This is a genomic window from Geobacillus sp. (assembly GCF_017515625.1).
GTDB lineage: Bacteria > Bacillota > Bacilli > Bacillales > Anoxybacillaceae > Geobacillus > Geobacillus stearothermophilus.
Genome location: NZ_JAFWFM010000036.1, coordinates 1 through 5,878 on the forward strand (window position 1 = coordinate 1; position 5,878 = coordinate 5,878).

The 5,878-nt window shown below is 55.0% G+C and carries 5 protein-coding genes; 1 reads left to right on the plus strand and 4 read right to left on the minus strand.

The features are described from left to right. Positions 1-513: 513 nt before the first annotated feature. The gene (locus IKE44_RS02105) at positions 514-702 is read right to left on the minus strand and encodes an H-type small acid-soluble spore protein (protein WP_033016280.1); all 189 of its coding nucleotides are present in this window, start codon (positions 700-702) and stop codon (positions 514-516) included. 112 nt (positions 703-814) lie between these two features. Between IKE44_RS02105 and IKE44_RS02110 the strand changes: the two genes are divergently transcribed. After that, positions 815-1,810: a potassium channel family protein gene (locus tag IKE44_RS02110; RefSeq protein WP_049624799.1), complete on the plus strand. Its 996-nt coding sequence runs from the start codon at positions 815-817 to the stop codon at positions 1,808-1,810. On the opposite strand, the gene IKE44_RS02115 is transcribed toward IKE44_RS02110, so the two are convergent. The 3 genes from IKE44_RS02115 to IKE44_RS02125 all read right to left on the minus strand — a co-directional run bounded on the left by IKE44_RS02115 (position 1,807) and on the right by IKE44_RS02125 (position 5,650). Beyond that, positions 1,807-2,211: a YugN-like family protein gene (locus IKE44_RS02115; RefSeq protein ID WP_033016282.1), complete on the minus strand. Its 405-nt coding sequence runs from the start codon at positions 2,209-2,211 to the stop codon at positions 1,807-1,809. The two genes, IKE44_RS02110 and IKE44_RS02115, sit on opposite strands and share 4 nt — an antisense overlap. Positions 2,212-2,461: 250 nt before the next feature. Next, positions 2,462-3,811 (minus strand): glucose-6-phosphate isomerase, encoded by a 1,350-nt coding sequence (locus IKE44_RS02120; protein ID WP_049624801.1) that lies wholly within the window; start codon positions 3,809-3,811, stop codon positions 2,462-2,464. A 675-nt stretch (positions 3,812-4,486) separates the two neighbouring features. Beyond that, positions 4,487-5,650, minus strand: coding sequence for an iron-containing alcohol dehydrogenase (locus IKE44_RS02125; protein WP_287464874.1), 1,164 nt, complete (start codon positions 5,648-5,650; stop codon positions 4,487-4,489). Positions 5,651-5,878: the final 228 nt, after the last annotated feature.

A 5,878-nucleotide genomic window follows, 5' to 3' on the forward strand; every position in this document is an offset into this window, starting at 1 on the left:
ACGCAGGTCATGCCTGCATCGTTACCGATTCTCTCGGTGTGTCTGTTGGCAGTACTTGGCTTCCACACACAACAGACGGATCTACGCTCGATGTTTTACGGTTACAACGTTTCCTGTAACCAACTCCATACATCGAGTAGCAGTTATTGGAGTGCCTTTATTAAACGGTTTTCTCCACGCCTTTATTATATCATACACAAAAGAAAAGGGGAACGCGCATTCCTCTCCCACTTACTCCCTTTGGTCGTTGAAGTGGGAGTCTCCTGCGCGAAATAGGATGAAAATCGAATGACGTTCCCCACCCGTTCTCTCTCCTTTCGATATTTCCAGTCGTTGACCCATTAGTCATGACCATATGTTACCGACCGGACAGTCATATATCAAGAAATTAAAAAAACACCGGGGCAACCGCCGAACAGCGGGGCCAATAAAATAAGGTTACAGACATTTCGTCCGTAACCTTGCCGTTGCCAGCGAATTGGTTCGTCAGCGGTTTCTCGCCCGTCCTGCGGGTCATTCGCGCTCCTCAGTCAGCTCGGCGACCGGCACATCCAGGCGCTCATTGAGCCGGCCGTCGCGCAAATGGACGGTCGCCATTTGCCGTTCTTCGTCATACGCGTCGATCCAGACCGATACCCCGTTGTAATAGACCGGAATATCAGCGGGCGACGAAACGATTTGTTTGACGCGGTTCATCTCCATCGCCGCTTTCCCCCTTTCCGTCGTGCTCCGTTTCCTAGTATGCGAGGGAATAGGAATGATTATGCAAAAATGGTCCACACTAAAGGGAGAAAAATCCGAGAGAGGGAATGCGATGAAAACGAGGGATGTGTTGTTCGCATACTGGCGCTGGCCGGCCATCATCCGTTTGTTCGCCGCTGCGAGCGCCACGATTGTGCTGTTTGGCGCGCTCATGCGCCTCATTGAACCGGAGACGTTCCGCACCGTGTTTGACGGCATTTGGTGGGCGATTGTGACCGCGGCCACGATCGGCTACGGCGACATCGTGCCCAAAACAGTCGCTGGAAAGATAGCAGCCATCGTGCTCATCGCACTGGGCACCGGCATTCTAACCGCCTATTTCGCTTCCGTCTCCGCGGCGGCCGCCACCCAAGCAACGGCGCGCACAAGCGGGCGCTTTGAGTATCGGGACCAGGATCACGCCATCGTGGTCGGCTGGAACGAACGGGCGCGAGAAGTGCTGCTTCGCCTCGCCCGGCGCGAGCCGTCGCTCCGTTTTGTGCTGATCGACGCAACCGTGCCGTCCCACCCGCTCCCTGATGTTCCCGTTCATTTCATTAAAGGGTCGGCCGGCGATGATGCGGTGTTGGAGAAGGCGAACATTCAAAAAGCGCGGTTTTTGCTCATTACTGCGAATCCGCACAAAGCCGAGGCAGAAGCGGACAAAGACGCGATCGTGACGCTGCTGGCAGCCAAAAGCCTCAACCCGTCGGTGTACGCTATCGTCGAAATCTTAACGGCGCGCAACGTCGCAAACGCCTTCCGCGCCGGCGCCGACGAGGTGATTGAGACGAACTTGCTGGCGAGTTTCGCCATGGCCGCCAGCCTCCGCTCCCCGGGCGTCGCCAGCGCGCTTACGGCGATGCTCAGCCGCCCGGGCACGCAGACGCTCTCCTTGCTTGAGCCGGATGCCGAATGCATCGGACAGACGTTTCATGACGTGCAACAACGGCTGCTTGGGCGCCACATCACCGCGCTTGCCGTCGTCTGCGCCGACAACCGGACCGTTTCCGTTTCGCCGCAGCGCCTCATTGAAGAAGGAGACCGCCTGTTCGCGATCGTTCCTTAATCGAGCAGGCGGCGCTCCAACTCTTGAACGAGCGCTTTACCGACGGAAATATACCGCTCGGGAACGGTCGCATCCGGGTCTTGCGGTTCGGCAAACTGGTTGAACGTCGCCCCCACATTGCCCACATCGGCGAAATCATCAATTCCTTGTTGATATTTATGCGCAAGCAAAAACGGCCGCCCAAGCTCCACCGTCGTGCCATGCGAATCAAGCTGCCCGTCGACTGCCCGAAACGGCACGCGCAAAAACTGGTAACCTAAGTCGTCGGCGATTTTGTAGTCAAAATACCCGTGATCGTAATCCCAGCCGCCGCCGATCACATAACCGAGTGGTTTTAATTGCTCTTCCAAATGGTACAGCTGAAATTGCTTCCCTTCCAGACGCGACGGAAGTTCAATCATAGACAACCCCTCCTTCTTTTTTATCGTTTCCCGTTTGATGGGGATTATTTGACCGCGGCGACTTCAGACGCCTGGTGAAAAACGGCAGGGGGCGATATAGCCGCGCCCGGGCGCTAAGCAGCCAAACGGCTGGTTCACAACGGGGTCAGGCCAAAAAAAAAAAACGCCTCTTCCCTCGCAAAAGGGAAGAGGCGTTTTTTTGGCCGTTTGGGACGCGTCGCAGCATGGCGGACAGCGGTGAGCCGCGTTGTCATTTCAGCCGTTTTTCCAGCTCTTCTTTCAGCTGCTCATACCCCGGCTTGCCCAAGAGGGCGAACATGTTCTTTTTGTATGCTTCCACTCCCGGTTGGTCAAATGGATTCACCCCGAGCAAGTAGCCGCTCATAGCGCACGCTTTCTCAAAGAAGTAGACGAGATAGCCAAACGTGTACTCATCCAGTTTCGGCAAGGTGATGACCAAGTTCGGCACGCCGCCGTCCGTATGGGCGAGCAGCGTCCCTTCGAACGCTTTCGTGTTGACGAAATCGACCGTTTTTCCCGCCAAATAGTTGAGTCCGTCAAGGTCGCTGTCTTCCGCTTCGATGACTAATTCATGGCGCGGTTCTTCTAGCTTCAGCACCGTTTCAAACAAATCGCGGCGCCCTTCTTGAATGTATTGGCCGAGCGAATGCAAGTCGGTCGAAAAGTCGGCCGACGCCGGGTAAATCCCTTTTTGGTCTTTCCCTTCGCTTTCGCCAAACAATTGCTTCCACCATTCGGCGAAGTAGTGCAGCGCCGGTTCGTAGTTCACAAGCAGTTCGATCGTTTTCCCTTTGTTGTACAAAATGTTGCGGATGGCGGCGTATTGGTAGGCGGCGTTGTCCTCAAGCTCCGAGGAACTGAAATCGCTGCGCGCTTTCGCCGCGCCTTCCATCATCGCGTCGATGTCCGCGCCGCTGGCAGCAATCGGCAATAGCCCGACCGCGGTCAACACCGAATAGCGGCCGCCAATGTCATCCGGAATGACAAACGTTTCATACCCTTCCTCGTTGGCGAGCGTTCTTAACGCGCCGCGCTTGCTGTCCGTCGTCGCATAAATGCGGCGGCGCGCTTCCTCTTTGCCGTATTTATCCTCGAGCAGTTTGCGGAAAATACGGAACGCGATCGCCGGCTCGGTCGTCGTCCCCGATTTGGAAATGACGTTGATCGAGAAGTCTTTTCCTTCCAAGAAATCGATGACGTCTTTCATGTACGTCGAGCTGATGTTGTTGCCGACAAAAATGATTTGCGGCGTTTTCCGCTTCTCTTTCGGCAAGGCGTTGTAAAACGAATGATGCAGCATCTCAATCGCCGCGCGCGCGCCAAGATACGAGCCGCCGATGCCGATCACAAGAAGGACATCGGAGTCTGATTGAATCTTTTTCGCCGCCTCCTTGATGCGGGCGAATTCGTCTTTGTCATAGTCGACCGGCCAGTCAAGCCAGCCTAAAAAGTCGTTCCCGGTTCCGGTTTTTTCGTGAAGAGAATGATGCGCGACTTTCACCGCATCGCGCAAGTATGTAAGCTCATGTTCGCCAAAAAAGGCGAGCGCTTTCGAATAATCGAACCGAATATGGGTCATCCATTCCGCCTCCCTTTCATGTTCATTTCCTTCTTTCACTTTAGCGGAATAGACGGGGGAAATCAAGCCGCAGTCCGCGTTTGCAAACGGATTCAATTCCGACAATTTTCGCTGCGTGTTTTCGGACGAAAGCCGACGAACAACGGCGGTTTCGCCCAATTGAGAATTCTGCCACAAACGAAGAGGCAATGGCAAAGGGAGCCGCTTGTGAAAGTGCGTTTTGGCTGCCTTTTCCGACCCTTTTCCGACTCCTAGAAAGCCGGGCAACACAGCCATGCCCGCCAAACCGACGATGCCGGAGCGGCGAGAAAAGCAACATTTCCCGCTTTGAACACGGTCATGACGGCAGCTTTTCTCTTCCATCGCCAGCCTTGCCGGGGACGGACAGCAAACAGCCAGCTTTGGCCTAAAGCCGCCGGCTGGCTGTTGCAAAACCGCTTCATCTTGGAGAGCCCCCGCTTTTCCAGTAAACGACCCACCACCTACGCTTCGCTTAGAGGTGGGGGCTTCAAGCGACTTGTGCGTGTCCACCGAACAGCAAGCCACACACAAGAACCCTTTACGCTTCCCTTCGTTCCGAAGATGTCGGTTCGGACCATATTTTATCCTATTCGTTGGCTAACGCCAACCGACATTCATCTCCTACTTTCACTTCGTTTCGAAGTGAGAAAGATGTTAAAGCGACGCGCGCAAAATGGCGAGCACATCGTCACGGTTCAGCTTTTTGAAATGGCCGAACTCGCCGAACGCCATGGCTTTATCCGCCATCAGTTCGAGCTGCTCGTCGCCAATGCCGTAGTCCATCAACCGCGACGGCGCCCCAAGGCTTGACCAAAACGCCCGCAGCCGCTCGATGCCTTCAAGCGCCACATCGCGCTCCGCTTTTCCGGCCGGATCAACTCCGAAGACGCGCACCGCAAGCTGGGCGAAGCGGCTGACGTTTTCATCCAAAACATGCTTCATCCAGTTCGGAAACAAAATCGCCAATCCCCCGCCGTGCGGAATGTCATACACCGCGGAAACGGCGTGCTCAATGTTGTGCGTCGCCCAGTCGCCGCGCACGCCCATTTGCAGGAATCCGTTTAAGGCGATCGTGCCCGAGTACATGATCGTTTCGCGCAGCTCGTAGTTTTCCAGGTCATTGACCAGCTTCGGCGCCGCCTCAATGACCGTGTTGAGCACCGCTTCGCACATCCGGTCCTGAAGCGGCGTGTTCAGCGTGTGGTGGAAATATTGCTCAAACACGTGCGACATCATATCGACGATCCCGTACACCGTATGTTCTTTCGGGACCGTTATTGTATAGGTCGGATCCAAAATCGAAAACTGCGGAAACGTCACCGGGCTGCCCCAGCCGTATTTTTCTTTCGTCTCCCAGTTCGTAATGACCGAACCAGCATTCATCTCCGACCCTGTCGCTGCCAGCGTCAAAATCACGCCAAACGGCAACGCGTCGGTGACGACCGCTTTTTTTGTGATGAATTCCCACGGATCGCCGTCAAATTTCACCCCGGCCGCGATCGCCTTCGTGCAGTCAATCACGCTGCCGCCGCCGACAGCGAGCAAAAACTCAACCCCTTCCTTCCGGCAAAGATCAACCCCTTTCCGGACGGTCAAGACGCGGGGATTCGGTTCGACGCCCGGCAGCTCAACAACGTCGGCGCCAATGCCGGCCAAGATGGCCATCACTTCATCATACAATCCGTTTCGTTTGATGCTGCCGCCGCCGTAGACAAGCAGCACCTTTTTGCCGTAGCGCGTCACTTCCTGCCTCAGCTGTTCAATTTGCCCCTTCCCGAAAATGAGTTTCGTCGGGTTGCGGAATGTAAACGGTTTCATCTCGTTTCCCTCCTTTGGCTTCTATTATGGCGGCCGCGGCCATCGTTGTAAAGCCGATTGCTTTCCAAAGCAGCCGTGCATATTTTCAACCGCTATGATTCATTCTATAAGCGAATGAAAGATCTTGCCCAAAGGAGCATTCCCGTTAGGAGCTTTTCCGGGGACTTGATCAAAAAAAGCCCTCTTGGTATGATGCAGGGGTGTCAAACAATTACCATCATGCCAAGG